The 2,941-nt window shown below is 40.0% G+C and carries 3 protein-coding genes; 2 read left to right on the top strand and 1 reads right to left on the bottom strand.

Annotated elements, in window-relative coordinates; translation table 11 throughout:
- Positions 1 to 257 precede the first annotated feature (257 nt).
- Positions 258 to 1,328 carry a YdaU family protein gene (locus tag ACFIL3_RS08580; protein WP_375682082.1) on the bottom strand — a complete coding sequence of 357 codons (1,071 nt, stop codon included), beginning with the start codon at positions 1,326 to 1,328 and terminating at the stop codon, positions 258 to 260.
- Between the two features lie 416 nt (positions 1,329 to 1,744).
- Between ACFIL3_RS08580 and ACFIL3_RS08575 the strand changes: the two genes are divergently transcribed.
- Positions 1,745 to 2,062, top strand: coding sequence for an XRE family transcriptional regulator (locus ACFIL3_RS08575; protein ID WP_273790852.1), 318 nt, complete (start codon positions 1,745 to 1,747; stop codon positions 2,060 to 2,062).
- A 312-nt stretch (positions 2,063 to 2,374) separates the two neighbouring features.
- Positions 2,375 to 2,764 carry a hypothetical protein gene (locus tag ACFIL3_RS08570; protein WP_375611644.1) on the top strand — a complete coding sequence of 130 codons (390 nt, stop codon included), beginning with the start codon at positions 2,375 to 2,377 and terminating at the stop codon, positions 2,762 to 2,764.
- The last annotated feature ends 177 nt before the right edge of the window (positions 2,765 to 2,941 follow it).

Here is a 2,941-nt window from a genome sequence, read left to right as displayed (position 1 = left end):
TGAGGGGGTGGTGCATGCTGGAGTCCTGGTGTATTGGGGTGCATGTTGGGGTGTGTATGTTGGGGTGCCTGTGGGGGTCTTTTGCGTGGGGAAAACGCTTTTGTGATGAGAGCAAAATGGTCGATGTTGACGCGTTTTGCTGTGTGAATCGCCTATCCAAATGTTGTTTTGCCGCCTTTTGTTTTGTCCGATGCTGTTGTGGTTTTGAAGCATTTTTGTCCCCGCGCTTGCTTGAAAAATACGTTGTTTGTGTGATGTCAAAAATTGTCGTTATAGTTGATCAAACTGCGGTAAAGCGTGTCATTGTTCTCAGAGGTAAAAGATGAGGAGCCTCCCTGTTTTTGCTGTTCTTGCCGTTCGATCTCACGGCGAAACCAGTTGCGCCATGTGGCTTGCCAGTCTACTTTGAGAGCTTCTTTGCCGCCTTTGGCTTGCCAATAGTCGCGAAACTTCTTTTCTTGCCAATGGGCTTGGCTTTCACTCAAACCTTCTGAAACTGCCGCCTTGATGTCTGCTTGCCAATGCTCAGGAAGACGATGCCCTTTGGCAACTGAGGTTGTGGTTTTTTTGTTGGTGCAAAGCGGGATGGAGGCAGGAAGATTGCTGGGGGGAAGAGTGGTGGCGGATTTTGTTTTTTCCCCCGTGACAATTTGCGCGATAGGGGCGGGAGTGAACTCGTCTTGGGGAGCTTTTAAAGGGGAGGCGTTTTTTTGCTCCGCTTCTGCTTGGGCAGGCAAAGGGAGAGGTGAATCAAGAGCCGATAAGGGTGATGGATGATCGCTTTGTTCAAAGTTCTCTTCGCAGGAAAAACAAGGTTCTGTCTCATCAAACAAAATTTTCTTTTCTAAAACACCGTAAGGTGTTTCCTTTTCTTCTGCCTTTTGAGCTTTTGAGTTTTGTGCAACATCTTTTGGACTTTCGTTAAGCAGTTGTTGCATCTCTGCATTGATTTTCTTGCGTTTTTTTGCCGAAGAACGACCCGCAAAGGATTTTTGTTCAAGCAATTTTTCACGCTCTTGAAAAACATTTTCGCAACGCTTGTTCCATAATCCATTGGCTAAATTTAAAATCTTACCCTCTTGGATGAGCATCTCTAAAACATTAACAAAAGTTCGCTTGTCACAACCACAAAGACGCGCTAAACGTTCTTTCGATATTTCTAAAGGTCGGCCACGGGCATACATTTCATTGAGAAGAATCGTATAGATTCCAATTTCGTGTGCGCGCATCCCACGTACACCTCCTAGAAAGTCATTTTGATACCAACAAACATATGGAAGCCTAGACGATTCATAATGAGGAGTTTCTTGTTGATTAGCGTGTTTCATACTGCAATCTACTTTCTTCTTTTTTATACATTTTTATTGATGATAAAAGCTCAAATAAGGATTTAACTTGTGTTGCTTTTGGCTCTGTTCGATGATGACTAGAGGCTTCTTTACGATGCTTATAAATGATTGGCTGTGCTTGAAGAGCATGCAAACTTACGATTTAAGATTGCGGTGATGGAAAAAATAAAGAATACCACACATTCTCAACGTACTTGCTTTTGGGCAGAAGCTTTGGAGGTGGTCTTTTATATCCGGTAGGGTGGTTAAAGTGTTTTTATGATCTAAAAATAAAAAAAATTTCCCCCGAAAAAGTAAAATTTGTTTCCTTAATTTTATCCTTTTTAGAGGATAATGCAAGCCCGTTTTATAAAAAGGACGTGTTTTTTTAAAAAGACGCGCTATATGGTGAAATTATGAATATCGATGGTTGGCGTCAAAGATTAAGAATCGCTTTGGAAAAAAGTGGGCGGTCAAAAAGATCTATCTCCCTCGCTGCCGGTAAAGGCGCGGGGTACCTTCATTCTATTCTTTCTGAAGGAAAAGAACCAACAATCGAATCTCTCTCGCGAATTTGTCACGAAATTAATATCAGTATGAATTATATTCTTTACGGGAAAGGGGCTAGCCCTGAAGATAAAGAATTTATAGAGCTTATTTCGAAACTCTCTCCGCAAGAGAGACAGGCGATTTTGACTCTTTTGCGGCGACCAATTGACGAAGCTTCAAAATAACTTCCTTCTGTGCTTTTGAGTCAAGGCGACTCCAGTGTTTTATTAATATTATGTCACTCATTTTATCTCTCCTGTGTGTTTATAATTGCAATTTTGTAAGAACAAATAGAGAACAACAAAGGGGCATGAGAGGAACAAAGAATAATAGATTTTTCTTTACATATGTCATTTGAACCCCGTAGATATTTAAAATATATCTTTTATGAAGGATAAAATGGTTGACATCTCTCCTATAGAGGATATAAGACTAACGCTATATTTAGTCTTGTCAAGACAAGGCTATGCTTTATCAACTATCTAAAGGGGGAAATCATGAAAAATATTTCATTCGTTAAAGAGGATGAAATCATTGTCGTTTTATGCGAAGAGGAAAATCCTTGTACTTATGAAGGACCAATCGACGAAATCGAAGAAGTGCTCGAACTGATTGAAGAATGTGAAACTGTTTATAGAGTTTTACGACTCGATCTGACAACTTCTCATGCTGAAGATATTACCGAACAAATCGCTGATTTTTATGTCGAAAATCATGAAATAAATGAAGAAAATACACAATTGCAGCCCTTCATTTTGAATAGTGAAGCTTATCATGCTTGTTTAAATGAAAGAGCGGCTTGCGATTATGAAGATAATCTCTATGGCTCTTATGAAAAACAGCATCGTTTACGCCCATGTGATGTCTTGACAGATTATTGGTGGTAAACATGCCAAGTTATCTCAAGACTTCGTATCAAGGGATTCCACTTTATTATGCTGGAAATATGCGGAATTTAATCAGACTCGAACCACAAAAACACAACGCTATACTTTTTATATCGCAAGAGGTGGCTCAGTCTATGGCAAAAAAATTGGAGGAAGAATATTGCCGCCATGATTTTT

The sequence above is a fragment of the Bartonella sp. CE47NXGY genome, assembly GCF_042195415.1.
GTDB lineage: Bacteria > Pseudomonadota > Alphaproteobacteria > Rhizobiales > Rhizobiaceae > Bartonella.
The sequence above is the reverse complement of the archived record's forward strand: the minus strand, read 5'-3'. Positions and strand labels throughout refer to the sequence as shown.

Coding starts and splice junctions, on each gene's coding strand:
- ACFIL3_RS08580 (WP_375682082.1), bottom strand. CDS start 1,328: ATGAAACACGCTAATCAACAAGAAACTCCTCATTATGAATCGTCTAGG.
- ACFIL3_RS08575 (WP_273790852.1), top strand. CDS start 1,745: ATGAATATCGATGGTTGGCGTCAAAGATTAAGAATCGCTTTGGAAAAA.
- ACFIL3_RS08570 (WP_375611644.1), top strand. CDS start 2,375: ATGAAAAATATTTCATTCGTTAAAGAGGATGAAATCATTGTCGTTTTA.